Genomic DNA, 17,193 nt, shown 5'->3' with positions numbered 1-17,193 from the left:
CCGAGACATTTCATTCCTGCGCATCCAGGAGGACGCGATGGACGCCGAACTGGCCGCGATGGCGGCATCGGGAGCCACCACCCTGGTCTCCCTCATGGTCACTGATTCCTGGACTCACGCCCGCGCACTGATGGCCCGGTTCCTGGCACGTGCGGGCGCGGACACCACCGCGATCACCGGCCTGGACGACGCGCGTGCGCGGCTGATCCTCACCGGGAGCGTGGCGGACGAGCGCGCCGCGGCCGGCATCGCGGCTGAATGGCAGACCCGTCTCTGCGGGCTGGTGGAAACCGGGGCACTCACCGACGAGGACCTGAGTGCTCTCGGAGCGTCGCTGCACCGACTGGCGGCCGCCGCGGCGGGCCGCCCGGCAACGGTGCACAACGCCGTCTCCGGCGGCATCCAGCACGGCCCGATCGTCCAGGCCGGCACCATCAGCGGCCTGACCTTCCCGCCGGATCCGCCCCCGCGCCGGGAACAGGGCTGAAGACCGGCCGGCTCCTCTGGCGGCCCTCACCGCCCACTACCCGGTCGCCCACACCACCAGCAAGTGGGCGCTACGGGGCCTGACGAGGGCAGCGGTGGCAAGTCGGCTCCGACGCGCTGCGCGAGGGGGCTTCGGAGGCGTCACAGCCGGCCGTACGAGGACTTCGCCTTCACCCTGCGCGCTGAGCCGGCGCTCAGGCGGGAGCGCCGGCGGCGTGCTCAGCCGCCGTCCAGGCGCCGTCGGTCGTCCTCGTCCCACTTCCTGGTGTCGCGGGGCTGGGTGTACGGCTCGGTGTCGGGCGGGAGGCCGCCCGCGATGGCCCGCTGGCGGACGGTCTCCGCGTCGAACTCCAGGCCCAGCAGGATGGCCAGGTTGGTGATCCACAGCCAGACGAGGAAGACGATGACGCCGGCCATGGTGCCGTACGTCTTGTTGTAGGAGGCGAAGTTCGCGACGTAGAACGCGAACCCGGCCGAGGCGATCATCCAGATGACCAGGGCGAGCAGGCTGCCGGGCGTGATCCATTTGAAGCCCTTCACCTTCGCGTTCGGGCTCGCCCAGTACAGGATGGCGATCATGACGGTGACCAGGATGATCAGGACCGGCCACTTGGCGATCGACCACGCTGTCAGCGCCGCGTCACCGGCCCCCAGCGCGGCTCCCGCCCGGCGGGCGAGGCCGCCGGTGAACACCACGATCAGCGCGCTGGCGACCGCCAGCACCATCAGGACGATGGTCACGCCCAGCCGTACGGGAAGGATCTTCCACACCGGCCGGCCTTCCGGCATGTCGTAGACGGCGTTGGACGCGCGGATGAACGCGGCCACGTATCCGGAGGCCGACCACACCGCCAGTACGATGCCGACGACCGCCATGACGGAGCCGACCCCGGCGTTGTTCTGCAACTGCTCCACGGCCCGGGTGAGGATGTCCCTGGCGGAGCCGGGGGCGAGCTTTCTGACGTTGGCCAGGAGGGCATCGGTCGTCGACCTGCCGGTGAGGCCCAGCAGTGACACCAGCACCAGCAGCGCCGGGAACAGCGCCAGCACGCCGTAGTACGTCAGGGCGGCGGCGCGGTCGGTCAGCTCGTCGTCCTTGAACTCCCGCAGCGCCCCCTTGAGCACACCGCGCCATGCGCCCTTGGGCAGCTTGGTCGGCGTATCGGGTGCCCGGCGCTCCACCTCGGGCGCGGGTCCGGCCTCCTCGGGGGCCACCCGGCGAGTCCGCGACTCGTCGCGGCTGTGGTGCGCTTCCCGCCCTGGAAGATGCAGCTTCGCCATACCCGCCGGGTAACCCTCACGGGCCTGTCTACGCCCCCGGTCATTCCGCAGGGATACGGAATTCGAATTCGGGACGGTCCCACGGTACGGCGGGCGGGTTCGCGGGCGCGGTGCCGGTCCGCACCGCGCCGGTGCGGTGGTAGAAGTCCGCGGCGGGAAGGTGCGAGACGACCCTGACGCGGTCGAGCCCGGCGGCGCGGGCCTCGGACTGCATGTGCGCGACGAGCAGCCGGCCGATGCCCCGTCCCTGCGCTTCGTCGGCCACGAAGAGCAGGTCCAGCTCCGGTGGAGCGAGGACGAGCGAGTAGAACCCGAGAACCCGGCCTCCCTGCTCGTCGGCGCCGACGGCCACGAAGGTGCGGTGGGCCTCGATGTAGTCGGGACCGACCCGGTAGCCCGCGACTGCGGACGCGTACATGCCCTCGTAGGCCCGTGAGCCGCGCACGAGCCGCGTGAGCCGTTTGGCGTCCGCTGCGACGGCCCTCCGTATGGTGATCGGCTGACTCGTCCGGGACGTGCGTGAACCCATCGGGAAAGTATTCCGCACCGGGAGGAGCGTTCGTACGGCGGGTCGGCTGCGCGGGACCCCACCGCGACGGGGATCACACCCCGGGCGGCCGACTCTGCTGGAGGGCGGCGATCCGGCCCATGCGGGTGATCGCCTCGGTGAGGACGGACCGGGAGGTGGCGAAGTTCAGGCGGACGTGCCCGGCTCCTCCGCTTCCGAAGATATGACCGGAGGAGAGTGCCACCCTGGCGTGCTCCAGGAAGAGCTGGGCGGGGCCGACCAGGTCGGTGATGACGGCGAGGCCCGTGCTTCCCTCCTCCGGGTCGACGCCGAGGCAACGGCAGTCGAGCCAGGCCAGATAGGTCGCCTCCGGCCGGGCGTAGCCGATCCCGGGCAGGTGTTCGGCGATGAGCCGGCCGAGCAGGGCCCGGTTGGCGTCGAGCCCTGCCAGCAGTGCGTCGAGCCACTCCTCCCCGTGGCGGTAGGCCGCCGTGTGGGCGATGACGCCCAGGTGGCTGGCGCCGTGGTAGACCTCCTCCGGGATCCGGCGCAGATCGGCCGCCGCCTCGGGCCCGGCGAGGGCGAGGGCCGCCTTGATCCCGGCGAGGTTCCAGCCCTTGCTCGCCGACATGAGTGAGAAGGCGTCCTCGGCCCCGGGCACGCTCAGGTACGGCGTGAACTCGGCGCCCGGCAGCACGAGCGGAGCATGGATCTCGTCGGCGACGACACGGACCCCGTACCTGCGCGCCAACGCCGCCACGGCCGACAGCTCCTCGGAGGTGTGCACCGTGCCGGTGGGGTTGTGCGGACTGCTGAGAAGGTAGGCGATCCCGCCGTCGCCGCTCTCCTGCCGGGTACGCCGGAAGGTCTCCTCCAGCGTGTCCACGCTGATCCGCAGATCCGGTCCGAGCGGCGCCTCCACGACCCGGCGGCCGTCATGCGTGAGGAAGGCGTAAAAGGGCGCGTACACCGGGGAGTTGACGACGACCGGATCGCCCGGGCCGGTGACCAGTCGCAGCACCTGGACCGCGCCCGTCATCACGTCCGGCACCACCGTGTGGCGGTCGACCGCGACCCCGTCCCACTGCCAGCGCCGTGCGGCGAAGCCGGCCAGCGCCTCGGCGAACCCGGTCCCGGCGGGGTACCCGGTGTCACCGGCGTCGACGGCCTCGCGCAACGCGTCGGTGACCGGCGCCGCGAGCGGGACGTCCATCTCCGCCACCCACAGGGGCAGGACGTCCGCCGGATGGGTGCGCCACTTCATGCTCGTACGCCGACGGAGCTGCTCCAGCGAAAGCTCCTCGAGGGGGTTCCCGCACGCTCCGGCCCCGGCGCCCGGACAACGGTGCCCATCGGTGGTCACCCTCAGCATTGGACCGCCGTCCCCATCCCGGCGCAAGCGGCGAGCGGCTGAGCAGCGAGGTCAGAGGTCGTCCGGGGTGCCGAGGCCGGTCAGAGCGCCGACCGGGTCGGGGTCGGGGGTGCCGCGGGGCCACCAGTCGTCCTGGCCCGGTTCCGACTCGTAGGCGTACCAGAGGCCGTCACGGCCGAGTCTGAGCTGGAGCCGGCCGCGCGGATGCGTGAGGCGGTTGCGCCATGGGCGGAACGCCGGGAAGTCGGCGGCGAGCAGCAGCGGGCGGGCCCGGTCGAAGCGGCCGGCCGGCGGGTCCCATGGCTCCTCCAGCACGGCCAGCCCCTCGATGCCGCCCTGCCGCCACGCGGCGACCGCCCGCGCGAGGTCGGCCGGGGTGCGGCCGACGGCGGTGGCCAGGGTGGCGTACAGCGTGCGGGTGGCGGCGGTCAGGCCGGAGCCGGGGCGGGCGGCGGCGAGCCGCACCGCGTCCTGCCACAGGGTCAGTCCGCCGACCGGGTCGCATCCGGTGGCGAGCAGGGCATGGGCGCGGGCGGCGGCGTCGGTGGCCAGCTGGTCCAGCGCCAGGGGGTCCGGGCCGCCGGGCGCCGCCGGATACACCGGGGGCTGCTCGGGGTGCGGCGGCAGCGGCAACGGCGGTGGCAGCGGCGGGAGTTCACGCGCGGCGAGGACCTCCGACGCCCGCACGCCGGGCAGCGGCTGCGGCTGCCGTTCCTGGGCGGCGCGGGCCGCGCGGGCGGCGCTGCGCCGGGAGAGCGCGTCGAGCAGCTCCTGCTCGCCGCGGCCGCGCAGCAGGAGCAGGACGAACGGGTCGGCGTCGAGCAGCCGCGCGGTCTGGTAACACAGCGCCGCCGCGTGCTTGCAGGGGTGACCCGAGTCGGGGCAGCTGCACCGCGGGACGATGTCGCCGGGGCCGGGCAGCAGCGGCACCCCGCAGTCGGCGAGGGACTGGGGCAGCTCCTTGTCGAGGAGCGCCGCGATATGCCCCGGCCGGTCGGCGGCCGTGTCCAGGAACCGCGCCCAGTCCGCGTCCTCCAGGGTGCGGATCCGCAGCTGCACCCGGTACGGGCGGGGCCGGCTCCCGCGGACGTACGCGAGGACCAGTCCGGGTGTCACGGTGATCGCGTCCACCAGGCCCTGGTCGGCGTAGCCGCGTCCGCGGGCGATCCGCTTGGGGTCCAGCGCGCCCCGCTCCAGCGCGGTGGTCCAGGCACGCCCCCACCAGGTCGCGGCGAACGGCTGCTCCTCGGCCCCGGCCGCGCGCGGCGGAAACGCCGGGAAGGTACGGCGCAGTTCGGTGTCGCGACGGGGGCTGGCCATGGTGGGTGGTACGGCGGGAGTGGTGTCGGTCTCGCTGGTGGGTCCGGTGGCGGTGTCGGTGCCGTTGTCGGGGGGCGTGCGGGCGTCGGGGGGCGTGCAGGTGTCGCCGCTGTCCGTCGCCGTCTCCGTGCCCGGCGTCTCGTCGGGGGTCTCGTCGGGGGTCTCGGCCCAGGCGGGCATGCGGAAGGCGGTCGCCAGGTACTGCCGCATCTCCTGGGCTGCCTTGGCCCGGGCGGTACCGGAGTCCGGCCCGGACGCGGGCGCGCTGCGCGGTGCGTCCGCATCGGGACGCGCGGGTGTACGACCGCGCCGGCGGGGCTCCGTCGCCTCGGCCAGCGCCGCCTCCCGCCGCGCGGCACGCAGCGCCTCCCGAGCGACATCACCGGGCCGCCCGGTCTGCCCGGGCTGCCCGCTCGACGCGGCCCCGGTGGACTGCCCGGCCGACGCCAGGGCAGCGGACTGTCCGCCCGACTCGGCGGCATTGGACCGTCCGGCCCCGGCAGCGGCATCGGCATCGGGGCCCGAGCGCGGTGCCGGCGGTGTGGCCTCGCCGCGGCCTTCCTCGGTCGCCGGGGCGCCGACATCGGCCGCAGGGACGTATGCGTACGGCGACGGGACGGACGCGTCCGCCGACGGGACGGAAGCATCCGCCGCCGGCACAGCAGCATCCGCCGACGCGGCCGAACCATCCGCCGCCGGAACAGCAGCATCCGCCACCGGAACCGATGGATCCGCCACCGGCCCGGATGCGTCCGCCCTTCGCACAGGCGCGTCCGCCCGCGTCGCAAGACCCGCCGTCACCGATGCCGCAACCTCTGCCAGCGCTGCCGGGCCGTCCGCCGCCCGCGCCGGGGTATCCCCCGCCGCTCGGAGGGCCGCTCGTGCCGCGTCGGCGGGTCGGCTGGGCTGGGCGGCGGGGCCGGGGGCCGCTCCGGTGGCGGCCGGCGCCGGGTCCTGCGCCGGCTGCTCCGGTGCGGCGGAGGCCGCCTTGCGGCGGGCCGCCCGCAGGGCCTCGCGGGCGGCGTCGGCGGGGCGGGGCCGGGTGGGTTCGCCGCCGGTGCCCGTGCCCGTCATGACGTCCTCCGCAGCGAGACGAGGTCGGACAGCTCGCGGTCGGTCAGTTCGGTGAGGGCCGCCTCGCCGGAGCCGAGGACGGCGTCGGCCAGGGCGCGCTTGGCGGTGAGCATCTCGGCGATGCGGTCCTCGACCGTGCCCTCGGTGACCAGGCGGTGGACCTGGACGGGCTGGGTCTGTCCGATGCGGTAGGCGCGGTCGGTGGCCTGTTCCTCGACGGCCGGGTTCCACCAGCGGTCGAAGTGGATGACATGGCCGGCCCGGGTGAGGTTCAGCCCGGTGCCGGCCGCCTTCAGGGACAGCACCAGGACCGGGGTCTCGCCGTTCTGGAAGCGGTCGACCATGCGCTCGCGCTCCGGCACCGGTGTGCCGCCGTGCAGCAGGTCGACGGGGACCGCGCGGGCGGACAGATGGGCGGTGATGAGGCGGGCCATGCCGACGTACTGGGTGAAGACGAGCGCCGAGCCGTCCTCGGCGAGCAGCGTGTCCAGCAGCTCGTCCAGCAGGGCGAGTTTGCCGGAGCGGTGGAGCAGGCGCCCGGCGGGGGCCTCCTCCTTGAGGTAGAGCGCGGGGTGGTCGCAGATCTGCTTCAGCGCGCCGAGCAGCTTCAGGACCAGCCCGCGGCGGGCGATGCCCTCGGCGGTCTCGATGGCGAGCATCGACTCGCGCACCACCGCCTCGTAGAGAGCCGCCTGTTCGCGGGTGAGCGGGACCGGGTGGTCCGTCTCGGTCTTGGGCGGCAGCTCGGGCACGATGCCGGGGTCGGACTTCTTGCGGCGCAGCAGGAAGGGGCGGACCAGGCGGGCGAGGCGCTCGACCGCCTCCGGGTCCTCGCCGGTCTCCACCGCGCGGGCGTGCCGGGCGCGGAAGGACTGGAGCGGGCCGAGCAGTCCGGGGGTGGTCCAGTCGAGCAGGGCCCACAGTTCGGAGAGGTTGTTCTCGACGGGGGTGCCGGTCAGTGCCACGCGCGCGGGTGCCGGGATGGTGCGCAGCGCCTTGGCGGTGGCCGAGTAGGGGTTCTTCACATGCTGGGCCTCGTCGGCGACGATCATGCCCCAGGGCTGTGCGGCCAGTCGGTCGGCGGTGGAGCGCATGGTGCCGTAGGTGGTGAGGACGAAGCCGCCGTCGAGGCCGTCCAGGGTGCGGTCCGGGCCGTGGAAGCGGCGCACGGGGACGCCGGGCGCGAACCGGGTGATCTCGCGCTGCCAGTTGCCGAGCAGGGACGCCGGGCAGACGACCAGGGTGGGCTCGGTGCGGGCCCGGGTGAGGTGCAGGGCGATGAGGGTGACGGTCTTGCCGAGGCCCATGTCGTCGGCGAGGCAGCCGCCGAGGCCGAGGGAGGTCATCAGGTCGAGCCAGGCCAGGCCGCGCAGCTGGTAGTCGCGGAGGGTGGCGTCGAGGCCGGGCGGCGGGACGGCGGGGCGCAGTCCGGCGGTGAGGCGGTCGCGCAGGGCGGCGAGGGCGCCGAGGGGGACGGCCTCGACCGTCTCGCCGTCGACCTCGGCGGTGCCGGTGAGCGCGGCGGACAGGGCGTCGACGGGGTCGAGCAGACCCAGTTCGCGTTGCCGGGCCTTGCGCGCGAGGGCGGGGTCCACGAGCACCCAGCGGTCCCGCAGCCGGACGACGGGCCGGTGGGCCTCGGCGAGCGTGTCCATCTCTGTCTCGGTGAGCGGGTCGCCGCCGAGGGCGAGCTGCCAGCGGAACTGGAGCAGTTCCTCGCTCTCGAAGAAGCCGGTGCCGTCGGTGGCGGAGCCGGGTGCCGGGCGGACCACCGCGGCCGCGGTCAGGTCGCGGGCGAGGTCCCGGGGCCAGTGCACGGCGACCCCGGCGGCGGCCAGCCGGCCGGCCGCCGCCCCGAGCAGGTCGCCCACCTCCTCCTGGGACAGCGCGAGGACATCGGGCACGTCCTGCTCGGCGAGCCGCTCCAGCGGCGGCCAGACCCGGGCCGCGCGCCGCACGGCAAGGGCCGCGTCCACGCGGGCCCGGGGGCCGAAGGCGGTGTCGGCCTCGCCCGCCCACAGGGCCGCCGCGTCGGCCACCAGGGTGGGGTCGGCGAGGCTGTGCACCTGCACGATCGCCGCGCCCGCGTGCCGTGCTCCGTCCTCCGCTCCGGTGTCGAAGACGTCGTACGCGGACAGGTCGAGGCGCAGGGAGACGCGGACGCCCGCGTCCATGCCGGCGGCGACCTCGGCGGCCCACGCGTGCGCGTGCGGCAGCGGCTGGGGCTCGCGGGCGGCGAAGGGGCGGCCGGAGGTGTGGGGGGCGGCCGGGGTGCGGGGCAGGGTGTCGGCCACCGCGTCCAGGAAGGCGCGGAGCAGGGCCTCCGGCTCGGGCAGCCGCAGCGGGCCGGTACCGGGCAGGGGCACGGCGTGTCCCTCGGGGGGCAGGGCCGCGGCGATGGCGCGCAGGTGGGCGAGGTCGGCGGGGTCGAGCGGGCCGGCCCGCCAGGCGTCGTGGCCGCTCGGGGTGAGGCCGGGCAGCAGTCGGCCGCGGGCGACCAGCCGCAGGGCGTGCAGCGTGGCGGCGCCCCAGCAGGCGGTGGCCGGGTGGGCGGCCGGGTCGCGCCGGGCGCCGACGAGCAGGGGCAGGGCGTCGGGGAGCGGCAGGGTCAGCGCGGGCACCTGCCGGCGGCGCACGGTGGCGCCCTGACGTCGTACGACGGTCAGCTCCTCGTGTCGTACGACCGTGGCCGGCCCGGGGCCCGCGTCCTCGGTACCGCCTTCGGGCAGGGGGTCGCCGGCGGGGTCCCAGAAGGCGATGCGGCCCTCGCGCGGGAGGGGCGCGGGCAGGTAGACGGAGGCGAGGCGCACCGGGACCGGGTGCCCGGTCCGCCGGGATTCTCCCGTGCGCGCCGCCGCCGCGGCCGTGCCTGTGCTCATACGTTCTGCCACCTCCCGCCCGTGTGCCGGATCAGATGTCTTCGACTCTACGGGCGGGGTCTGACAACCGGCCCCGGGCACCCGGCCGGGGCCGGCGGTCACGGCACGGTGCGGGAGACGACGTAGACCGTCGGGTACTCCGGGTCGGCCAGGTTCACGACGACGTCCTGGGTGGGCGCCGGGTTCTTCTGGGTGTGAGTGAGGCCCCACCAGTTGCCCGTGTCGGCGAAGCTCCAGCCGCTGACCTTCTGGTCGCGGTCGCTGATGGCGATGTCGCCCTTCTTCAGCTGGTCGCGGCGGACACCCATGGACTCCAGGAAGACGTCCAGGCCGGCCGGGTTGGTGCGGAACTCCACGTAGAGGCGGCTGGTCTTCCAGTTGTTGGTCTCGTACGAGGCCACGTCGTCGGCGGGGTAGGGGACGGCCACCTGGTAGAGGCGGCGCTGAACCTTCGCGGGCATGCCCGGGGTCAGGCCCGTCGCCGTGTACTTGGCCTGCTTGTCCTTGCCGCTGTCGCGGCTGAGGTTGGCAGAGATCACCAGGTAGCGGGCGGGCACGCCGATCAGCAGCATGATGATCAGCAGGGTGAGCGCGCGGCGCCTGATCCGCCGGCCCGGGTTCTCGACGGGGCGGTGCGGTTCGTCCGGCGGGGCGGCCTGCCGGGGCAGGGACGCGATCATGCCATGTCCCGGTCGCGGCGGGCCTGGGTGTACCGCTCGTAGCGCTCGTACCGCTCCACCCGGCGCCGCTTGGCGCGGCGGAACCGGCGGGCGACCAGCCGGGCCAGGTCGGCGGCGCCCACCATGCCGGCCTCGGGGCCGAGCTGGGCGCGGGTGATCCGGGCCTCGGGGCGGTAGCCGCGGCCGGTGAGATGGCGCTTGAAGGCGTCCCGGGCGGGGCCGATGAGCAGGTCGTCGGCGGCCGAGACGCCGCCGCCGATGACGAAGCAGGACGGGTCGAGCGCGGCGGCGAGGTTGGCGATGCCGACGCCGAGCCACTGGCCGATGTCCTGGAGCAGCTCCACGCACATCGCGTCGCCCTCGCGGGCCAGCTCGGTGATGATCGGGCCGGTGATGTCGCCGATGTTGCCCTTGACGTGCTCGATGATCCCGTAGGCGACCGGGGAGTCGGCGGCGGCCAGCTCCCGGGCCTCGCGGACGAGGGCGTTGCCGGAGCTGTACTGCTCCCAGCAGCCGCGGTTGCCGCACGGGCAGCGGTGGCCGCCGGGCACGACCTGCATATGGCCGAACTCGCCGGCGACGCCGTACTTGCCCCGCTTGACCTGGCCGTCCTCCAGGATGGCGCCGCCGATGCCGGTGCCGAGGGTGATCATGACGAGGTGGTCCTCGCCGCGGCCGGCGCCGAAGCGCCACTCCGCCCAGGCGGCCGTGTTGGCGTCGTTGTCCACGAGGACCGGCACGGAGAGCCGGCCGCTGAGGCGGTCGCGGAGGGGCTCGTTGCGCCAGGACAGGTGGGGGGCGAACAGGACGCGGTTGCGGTCGGCGTCGACCCAGCCGGCGGCGCCGATGCCCACCGCGTGCACGTCGTGCCGGTCGGACAGGTCGAGGACCAGCTCGACGATGGTGTCCTCGACGACCTTGGGGCTCTTGGACTTGTCCGGGGTCTCCGTGCGGAGCTTCTCCAGGATGTTGCCGTCGGCGTCCACGACGCCCGCCATGACCTTGGTGCCGCCGATGTCGATGCCGACCGTCGGCACCCGGGGTGCGGTCAGGTGGGAGCGGCGTTCCCTGGTTCCGACCGTGCGGAGCACGGGGGCCCGGCGGGAGCCGATGGGGGCGGTGAGGTCGCGGTAGGTGCTCATCGCTTGTCGATTGTGCCGCACGCGCGCGTGGGGTGCCGCGCGGGTAGGAGGCGGGGGCGCGGGAGCGTCGCCGGGCGCGGGGTGCGCCGTGGCGGCCCGGCCGGCCCCCTGCGCCCCTCAACCGCGCTGGAGTTCATGGACCAGAGCGTCCAGGTCGGCTCCGCCGGCCATCTGCTTGGTCAGCTCGTCGAGCGTGATCTCGTCCCGTGTGTAATTGCCCACCATCGTGCCCCTGCGCAGCAGCACGAACCGGTCCCCCACCAGGTAGGCGTGGTGCGGGTTGTGGGTGATCAAGACAACACCCAGGCCTTCGTCGCGTGCTGCGGCCACATATTTGAGAACCACACCGGACTGCTTGACGCCCAGGGCCGCCGTCGGCTCGTCCAGGACGAGGACCTTCGCGCCGAAGTGGACGGCCCGGGCGATCGCCACGCACTGGCGCTCACCGCCGGAGAGGGTGCCGATGGGCTGGTCGACGTCGCGCAGGTCGATACCCATGCGGAGCAGTGCCTCGCGCGTGGTGCGGCGCATCAGGTCGGTGTCCAGCCGCTTGAAGGGGCCGGCGCCCTTGCGCGGCTCGGAGCCGAGGAAGAAGTTCCGCCAGACCGGCATCAGGGGGACCACGGCGAGGTCCTGGTAGACCGTGGCGATGCCGCGGTCCAGGGCCTCGCGCGGGGAGCCGAGGTGGGTTTCCTCGCCCTCGATGCGCAGGGTGCCGCCGTCGTGCCGGTGCAGGCCCGCGATCATCTTGATCAGGGTCGACTTGCCGGCGCCGTTGTCGCCCAGGACGCAGGTGATCTCGCCCGCGTGGACCTCCAGGGAGACGCCTTCCAGGGCGCGGACGGTGCCGTAGTGCTTGCTGACGTCGGTCAGCTCCACGAGTGTCACTTGCTCGCCTCCGCGCGCTTGCGGACCCAGACGTTCAGCAGGGTCGCGAGGAGCAGCATCGCTCCGAGGAAGAACTTGAACCAGTCGGGGTTCCACTCGGCGAAGACGATGCCCTTGCTCGTCATGCCGAAGAGCAGGGCGCCCACGGCGGAGCCGACCGCGCTGCCGTAGCCGCCGGTGATCAGGCAGCCGCCGATGACGGCCGCGATGATGTAGATCAGCTCGTTGCCGACGCCCTCGCCGGACTGGACGGCGTCGAAGGAGAAGAGCAGGTGCTGGCCGGAGATCCAGGCGCCGAACGCGACGCCCATGTAGAGGCCGGTCTTGGTGCGGGCGACGGGGACGCCGACCGCGCGGGCCGCGTCCTCGTTGCCGCCGACGGCGAAGATCCAGTTGCCGGCGCGGGTGCGCAGCAGGATCCAGGAGCCGAGGGCGACCAGGCCCAGCCACCACAGGATGGTGACCTTGATGTCGACGCCGCCGACGGTGAGCGTGGAGGCGAAGACGGCGTGGGCGCTGGAGAAGCCCTCCATGTCGGCGATGGTCTTGGTGGAGACCGTGCCGTCGATCAGCTTGGTGAAGCCGAGGTTCATGCCGGTCAGCATCAGGAAGGTGCCCAGCGTGATGATGAAGCTGGGCAGCTTGGTGCGGCTGAGCATGAAGCCGTTGAAGGCGCCGATGGCGAGGGTGACCAGGAGGGAGACGCCGACGCCGACCCAGGTGTTGGCCGTCATCTGGTAGCTGAACATCGAGGAGACCAGCGCGGACGAGGTCACCAGGACGCCCGCCGACAGGTCGAACTCGCCGCCGATCATCAGCAGGGCCACGGGTACGGCCATGATCCCGATGGTGGAGGAGGCGTACAGGACCGTGCTGAGGCTGGCGGCGCGCAGGAAGCCGTCGGCGGCGCAGGCGAAGAAGACGAAGACCGCGAGGGCGCCGACCACCGAGCCCAGCTCCGGGCGGGAGAGCAGCCGGCGCGGCACGGAGGTGCGCAGCAGCCGTTCGTCGAGGACCGTGTCGTCGGTGGCCGCGCTCATCGGGTGCCCCGCTCGGTGTACTTCGCCAGCGTGGCGGCCTGGTCCTTGGTGATGATCTGCGGGCCGGTCAGCACCGGCTTGCCGCCGCCCAGGACGTCGCCGTTGTACTTGTAGGCCCACAGCAGGTCGACCGCCTCGTAGCCCTGGAGGTACGGCTGCTGGTCGACGGCGAAGCCGAGGGTGCCGTCCTGGAGTCCGGCCGCGACCTTGGCGTTGAGGTCGAAGGTGTCGATCTCGGCCTTGCTGCCGGCGTCGCCCTTGGCCTTCACGGCGGTGTCCGCGTAGGGCGCGCCGAGCGTGACGACGGAGTCGATGTCCTTGTCGGCCTGGAGCTTGGCCTCGACGGCGGACTGGACGTCGGGCATGTTGGTGCCGTTGACGTAGAGCTTCTGCAGGGTGCCGTGGAAGGTCTTGGCGACGCCGTCGCAGCGCTGCTCGTGGCCGACGTTGCCCTGCTCGTGCAGCACGCACAGGGCCTTCTTGCGGCCGCGCCGGTTCAGCTCGTCGCCGACGGCCTCGCCGGCCACGGTCTCGTCCTGGCCGATGTGCACGAGGGCGCCGAAGGCCTTGGACTCCTCGGATCCGGAGTTGACCGTGATCACCGGGATGCCGGCCTTCTCGGCGCGGGCGACGGCGGCCTTCATGGCGTCCGGCTTGGCGAGGGTGAGGATGATGCCGTCGACCTTCTTGTCGACCGCCGCGTCGACGAGCTGGGCCTGCTGCTGGGCATCGTCGTCGTGCGAGTACAGGAAGTTGATGTTGTCCTTGACGGCGGCCTGCTTGGCGCCGCTCTGCACGATGTCCCAGAAGGTGTCGCCGTCTCCCGAGTGCGTGATCATCGCAAAGGTCCAGCGGGGGGTGTTCACCGCCGCCCGCCCCTGGGCCGCGGCCGCCTTGCGGGCGTCCTCCGCCCGCTTGCCGCCGGTGCTGCTGCACCCGGCCAGGGACACGGAGAGTGCCCCCGCCAGCGCTATGCCTACCCAGGTCCGAAACCGTGCCACGAGGCCGTGCCCTTCTTCCTGTGCTCTTGTTCTGCTCCGACGTGCGTGAGGGGCGGGCGATCTCACCGTCGGCACAGTCCGGCGGCGACCTCACCAGCCCCAAACACTTCAGTATCGAACACAGGGAACACCCATGACACGACCGGGTCGGCCCTCACCGGTCACATTGTCCGGACATTGGGACGAAGGCCGGGGCGGTCGTCAAGGGCGGACGAGCAGCTGGAACTCGAAGGAGTAGCGCGCGGGGCGGTAGATGTGGTCGCCGAACTCGACCGCGCGTCCGGTGTCGTCGAAGGTGGTGCGCTGCATGGTGAGCAGCGGGGCGCCCTCGGGTTCGGTGAGCCGCTCGGCCTCGGCGGCGGTGGCGCCGCGGGCGCCGATGGACTGGCGGGCGCTGTGCAGGGTGATGCCCGCCGAGCGCATCAGCCGGTACAGGCCGGTGGCCTCCAGCTGGTCGGTGTCCAGGTCGAGCAGCCCGGGCGGAAGATGGTTGACCAGGTAGGCCATGGGTTCGCCGTGCGCGAGGCGCAGCCGCTCGATGCGGTGCACATCGCTGCCCTCGGCGACGGCGAGGGCGGCGGCGACCGTGGCGGAGGCCGGGACGACGGTGTTGACCAGCACCTTGGTCGCGGGGCGCTGGCCGGCCGCCTCCAGGTCGTCGTAGAGGCTGCTCAGCTCCAGCGGGCGCTTGACCTGACTGTGCACGACCTGCGTGCCCACGCCCCGGCGGCGCACGAGGAGTCCCTTGTCGACGAGCGACTGGATGGCCTGGCGGACGGTCGGCCGGGACAGGCCGAGCCGGGCGGCCAGCTCGATCTCGTTGCCCAGCAGGCTGCCCGGCGTGAGGCTGCCGTGCTCGATGGCGGCCTCCAGCTGCTGGGAGAGCTGGAAGTACAGGGGCACCGGGGAGCTTCGGTCCACGCGGAGGTCGAGCGACACGGTCGGGTCCACATCTGGTTTCGGCACGGGGCCGAGCGTAACCCCGTGCATGGTTGACGGGAAGTTGTGAAGTCCGATTGTCCGGACATTTGCATTGACAGGGTACGGGGTTCGCCCTCACTTTGTTTCCATGCGCATCGGGGTCATCGGTACGGGCCGCATCGGCACCCTTCACGCCAGGACGCTCAGCCGTCACCGCGAGGTCGGGTCCCTGATCCTCACGGACGCGGATCCGGTGCGGGCGCAAGCGCTGGCGCACCGGCTGGGCGAGACCGCGGCGCCGGGGGTGGACGAGATCTACCGGTGGGGCGTGGACGCCGTGGTGATCACCACGGCGACGGCGGCCCACGCCGAGCTGATCGGCCGGGCGGCCCGCTCCGGGCTGCCGGTCTTCTGCGAGAAGCCCATCGCGCTGGACCTGCCGGGCACCTTGCAGGCGCTGGCCGAGGTGGAGGCGGCCGGGACGGTCCTTCAGATGGGCTTCCAGCGACGGTTCGACGCCGGGTACACCGGGGCGCGCGAGGCCGTGCGCGACGGACGGCTCGGCCGGCTGCACACCGTCCGGGTCATGAGCTGCGACCAGACCCCGCCGCCGGCCGAGTGGCTGGCGGTGTCCGGCGGGCTGTTCCGGGACACGCTGATCCAGGACGCCGATGTGCTGCGGTGGGTGACCGGCCGCGAGGTGACCGAGGTGTACGCCACCGGCTCGGACGGCGGCCTGCCGCTGTTCCGGGACACCGCAGACGTCGCCACCGGCGCGGCGCTGCTCACGCTGGACGACGGCACCCTGGCCACGGCGACGGCGACCCGGCTGAACGGCGCCGGCTACGACGTCCGCATGGAGCTGGCCGGGGAGCGGGACACGGTCGTGGTCGGGCTGGACGACCGTACGCCGCTCGCCTCCACCGAGCCGACCGGGCCGCCGCCCGCGGACAAGCCGTGGACCGGCTTCCTGGAGCGCTTCGGGCGCGCCTACGAGGCCGAGCTGAACGCCTTCGTCGATGTGGTGCGCGGCGAGCGGCCCAACCCGTGCGACGGCCGGGAGGCCTTGCAGGCACTGCGGATCGCCGAGGCCTGCGAGGTCTCCCGACGGGAACGGCGCCCGGTGCCGCTCACGGAGATCCCGGACCGGCCGCAGCCGTCGTACGGCTAGACCCCGCAGCCGGCACACGGCCGACCCCGCTCAGGGAGCTGCCGGACCCGGGCGCCGCCGTCGTACGACCGCCCGCCCGGCCCCGCTCACCAGCGCACCGGCAGGCTGCGCACCCCCCGCATCAGCAGGCCCGGCAGCCACTCGCCCGGCGCGCCGTCCAGGGCCAGGCCGGGGGCGCGCTCCAGGAGGCTGCCGATCGCGATCCGGCCCTCCAGCCGGGCCAGCGGTGCGCCCAGGCAGAAGTGGATGCCATGGCCGAAGGCGAGGTGGCCGCGGCTGTCGCGCCGGATGTCGAAGCGGTCCGGCTCGGCGAAGCGGGCGCCGTCGCGCTGGGCGGCGGTGAGGCCGATCATCACGTGCTCATTGCGGCCGATGGGGACGCCGCCGATCTCCAGGGGCTCGGCCGCGAACCGGAAGGTGGCGGTGTGCACCGGCCCTTCGTAGCGCAGCATCTCCTCGATCGCGCCGTCCAGCAGGCCCATGTCGGCGCGCAGGGCGGCGAGTTGGTCGGGGTGGCTGAGCAGGGCGAGGACGCCGTTGCCGATGAGGTTGACGGTGGTCTCGTGGCCCGCGATCAGCAACAGGAAGGCCATGCCGCGCAGTTCCGGGGCAGAGAGCCGGTCGCCGTCCTCGGCGGTGGTGCGGATGAGATCGCCGAGCAGGTCGTCGGAGGGACCGCCGGCGCTCTTGTCCTCGATCAGGCCGGTGAGGAACTCGCCGAGGCGCGCGATGGCCGCCTGCTCGCTCTCCGGGCTGGTCGGCGCGACCGTCTCCGTCGAGAGCTTGCGGAACTCCTCGCGGTCGATCTCGGGCACGCCGAGCAGTTCGCAGATGACGGTGATGGGCAGCGGGTAGGCCAGGGAGCCGATGAGGTCCCCGCGGCCGGCCGGGAGCATCTCGTCCAGCAGGTCGTCGGTGATGCGCTGGATGCGCGGGCGCAGTTGCTCGATCCGGCGCGCGGTGAACGCGCGCGAAACCAGCGAGCGCAGCCGGGTGTGCTGCGGCGGGTCGGTGATGAGCATGTGCCGGCCGACCATGTCCGTGTCGACGATGGACACGCCGATCTTGCTGGGATCCTTGCCCAGGCGGGGGTCGGCGAGCGCGGCGCGGGCCTCCTCGTAACCGACGACGAGCCAGGCCGTGTAGCCCTCCTCCGCGCCCGGGGGCCGCACCCGGTGGACCGGACCCCGCTCACGCAGCTGCGCGTACACCGTGTGCGGGTCGCTGAGCAGCGTGTCCCCGAACTCCCCCAGGTCGACGACTGGTTCCATGCTTGTGTTCCATCCTCCCGTTGAGGTCCCCCGAGGCCACGACAAGCACCCCGTACACCGACAACGTACGGCACGCCGCTTCGGTGCCCGCCACGGCAGCGCGGGTTAACTTCCGGGAAACCCATGTGACTTGAAAGGAAACTCTTCAACTTTGTCGTT

At 73.3% G+C, this 17,193-nt stretch carries 14 protein-coding genes and 1 pseudogene; 3 read left to right on the top strand and 12 right to left on the bottom strand.

The features are described 5' to 3' along the window. The first annotated feature begins 37 nt into the window (after positions 1-37). Both ACWCV9_RS11835 and ACWCV9_RS11830 read left to right on the top strand, forming a co-directional pair. Positions 38-487 (top strand): hypothetical protein, encoded by a 450-nt coding sequence (locus ACWCV9_RS11835; protein ID WP_450785840.1) that lies wholly within the window; start codon positions 38-40, stop codon positions 485-487. Between the two features lie 19 nt (positions 488-506). Further along, positions 507-581: pseudogene (locus ACWCV9_RS11830) on the top strand (3-oxoacyl-ACP reductase); the annotation flags it as partial. Positions 582-705: 124 nt separating this feature from the next. Here the strand turns inward: ACWCV9_RS11830 and ACWCV9_RS11825 are convergent. The 11 genes from ACWCV9_RS11825 to ACWCV9_RS11775 all read right to left on the bottom strand — a co-directional run bounded on the left by ACWCV9_RS11825 (position 706) and on the right by ACWCV9_RS11775 (position 14,610). After that, positions 706-1,767 (bottom strand): YihY/virulence factor BrkB family protein, encoded by a 1,062-nt coding sequence (locus ACWCV9_RS11825; RefSeq protein WP_450785839.1) that lies wholly within the window; start codon positions 1,765-1,767, stop codon positions 706-708. A gap of 40 nt (positions 1,768-1,807) precedes the next feature. Further along, a complete protein-coding gene (locus tag ACWCV9_RS11820) occupies positions 1,808-2,296 on the bottom strand; it encodes a GNAT family N-acetyltransferase (RefSeq protein WP_450785838.1) in 489 nt (162 codons plus the stop codon). A 73-nt stretch (positions 2,297-2,369) separates the two neighbouring features. Then, on the bottom strand, positions 2,370-3,647 hold the full coding sequence (locus ACWCV9_RS11815) for a MalY/PatB family protein (RefSeq protein WP_450785837.1): 1,278 nt from the start codon (positions 3,645-3,647) through the stop codon (positions 2,370-2,372). Positions 3,648-3,698: 51 nt separating this feature from the next. After that, positions 3,699-5,789 (bottom strand): SWIM zinc finger family protein, encoded by a 2,091-nt coding sequence (locus ACWCV9_RS11810; protein WP_450786245.1) that lies wholly within the window; start codon positions 5,787-5,789, stop codon positions 3,699-3,701. Between the two features lie 248 nt (positions 5,790-6,037). Next, a complete protein-coding gene (locus tag ACWCV9_RS11805) occupies positions 6,038-8,920 on the bottom strand; it encodes an SNF2-related protein (RefSeq protein WP_450785835.1) in 2,883 nt (960 codons plus the stop codon). A 98-nt stretch (positions 8,921-9,018) separates the two neighbouring features. Further along, complete coding sequence (locus ACWCV9_RS11800) at positions 9,019-9,600, bottom strand: sugar kinase (RefSeq protein WP_450785834.1); 582 nt, start codon at positions 9,598-9,600, stop codon at positions 9,019-9,021. After that, positions 9,597-10,742, bottom strand: a complete 1,146-nt coding sequence (locus ACWCV9_RS11795) for an ROK family glucokinase (protein WP_450785832.1) — start codon at positions 10,740-10,742, stop codon at positions 9,597-9,599. The genes ACWCV9_RS11800 and ACWCV9_RS11795 overlap by 4 nt, the downstream gene beginning before the upstream one ends. Before the next feature lie 117 nt (positions 10,743-10,859). Continuing rightward, positions 10,860-11,630: an ATP-binding cassette domain-containing protein gene (locus ACWCV9_RS11790; protein ID WP_450785828.1), complete on the bottom strand. Its 771-nt coding sequence runs from the start codon at positions 11,628-11,630 to the stop codon at positions 10,860-10,862. Continuing rightward, positions 11,627-12,670 carry an ABC transporter permease gene (locus ACWCV9_RS11785; protein WP_450785827.1) on the bottom strand — a complete coding sequence of 348 codons (1,044 nt, stop codon included), beginning with the start codon at positions 12,668-12,670 and terminating at the stop codon, positions 11,627-11,629. Before ACWCV9_RS11785 ends, ACWCV9_RS11790 begins: the two co-directional genes overlap by 4 nt. Further along, positions 12,667-13,671 carry a sugar ABC transporter substrate-binding protein gene (locus tag ACWCV9_RS11780; protein WP_450785826.1) on the bottom strand — a complete coding sequence of 335 codons (1,005 nt, stop codon included), beginning with the start codon at positions 13,669-13,671 and terminating at the stop codon, positions 12,667-12,669. The genes ACWCV9_RS11785 and ACWCV9_RS11780 overlap by 4 nt, the downstream gene beginning before the upstream one ends. A 201-nt stretch (positions 13,672-13,872) precedes the next feature. After that, complete coding sequence (locus ACWCV9_RS11775; RefSeq protein WP_385845990.1) at positions 13,873-14,610, bottom strand: GntR family transcriptional regulator; 738 nt, start codon at positions 14,608-14,610, stop codon at positions 13,873-13,875. Between the two features lie 130 nt (positions 14,611-14,740). On the opposite strand from ACWCV9_RS11775, the gene ACWCV9_RS11770 reads away from it, so the two are divergent. After that, positions 14,741-15,763 (top strand): Gfo/Idh/MocA family protein, encoded by a 1,023-nt coding sequence (locus tag ACWCV9_RS11770; RefSeq protein ID WP_450785824.1) that lies wholly within the window; start codon positions 14,741-14,743, stop codon positions 15,761-15,763. Positions 15,764-15,849: 86 nt separating this feature from the next. On the opposite strand, the gene ACWCV9_RS11765 is transcribed toward ACWCV9_RS11770, so the two are convergent. Further along, on the bottom strand, positions 15,850-17,034 hold the full coding sequence (locus ACWCV9_RS11765; RefSeq protein WP_450785823.1) for a cytochrome P450 family protein: 1,185 nt from the start codon (positions 17,032-17,034) through the stop codon (positions 15,850-15,852). Between the last annotated feature and the right edge of the window lie 159 nt (positions 17,035-17,193).

The sequence above is a fragment of the Streptomyces sp. NPDC001606 genome, from assembly GCF_053596835.1.
The sequence above is the reverse complement of the archived record's forward strand: the minus strand, read 5'-3'. Positions and strand labels throughout refer to the sequence as shown.